The organism is Thiorhodococcus mannitoliphagus, from assembly GCF_010915725.1.
Lineage (GTDB): Bacteria > Pseudomonadota > Gammaproteobacteria > Chromatiales > Chromatiaceae > Thiorhodococcus > Thiorhodococcus mannitoliphagus.
Window position 1 is genome coordinate 1 of the sequence record NZ_JAAIJR010000430.1, and the last position, 606, is coordinate 606.

At 57.8% G+C, this 606-nt stretch carries 1 protein-coding gene; it reads right to left on the reverse strand.

What is annotated here, in order from left to right:
* Nucleotides 1-269: 269 nt before the first annotated feature.
* Nucleotides 270-425, reverse strand: coding sequence for a hypothetical protein (locus G3480_RS27285; protein WP_164657298.1), 156 nt, complete (start codon nt 423-425; stop codon nt 270-272).
* Nucleotides 426-606 lie beyond the last annotated feature (181 nt).

Below are 606 nucleotides of genomic sequence, written 5' to 3' on the forward strand. Positions count from 1 at the left end.
CGCCACGATCCCGGGCTTGTCCAACAACCGGTTCAGATCGTCGCTCGCTTCGCTCGGACGATCTAACCTTATTCGTTAGCGCCTTTTGGCATCAAAGCAGTTTCTTGAATTGCTCTACGGTCAAGCCAGCATCCTTAACGGGGGCAACCCGCCTCCCGCGCCCGTCACGCCGCAATTGCCTGGGTGAAATCGGCATCATTTGCGGCGAATCCTGGATAGAGGCGACGGGTTCGCGCTGGATACGGAAAGCCTTGAACGCGTCCCAGAGGTCACTCAGCGCGATGCAGCGCATGTTCACGTGCGCCAGACATCACCCAGCGCATCCCGGAGCGTTCCATGCGATCCTTGACGACGCATCGGCAAGCGCCTTCGATCACGCCTGAGGCAATCGGAAAGCCGTGCTCAAGATAGGTCGCGTCGTCCATCCGATGAGCATTGTTGTGGAAGTAGCCACAGATTTTTTCGAGCTGCTCAAGGCGTTTGCGGCGGGTGTCAAGACAGTTGTCGCATTTTTCATGCGGTGTTTGAGGTGGCTTTGGCCTCCGTTTTCAGAGGTTTCCCGGGATTGAGCAAGACGGTGGTGTCGGGCTCCCAGTTGCGCGTGTT

Coding starts and splice junctions, on each gene's coding strand:
- G3480_RS27285 (WP_164657298.1), bottom strand. CDS start 425: ATGGACGACGCGACCTATCTTGAGCACGGCTTTCCGATTGCCTCAGGC.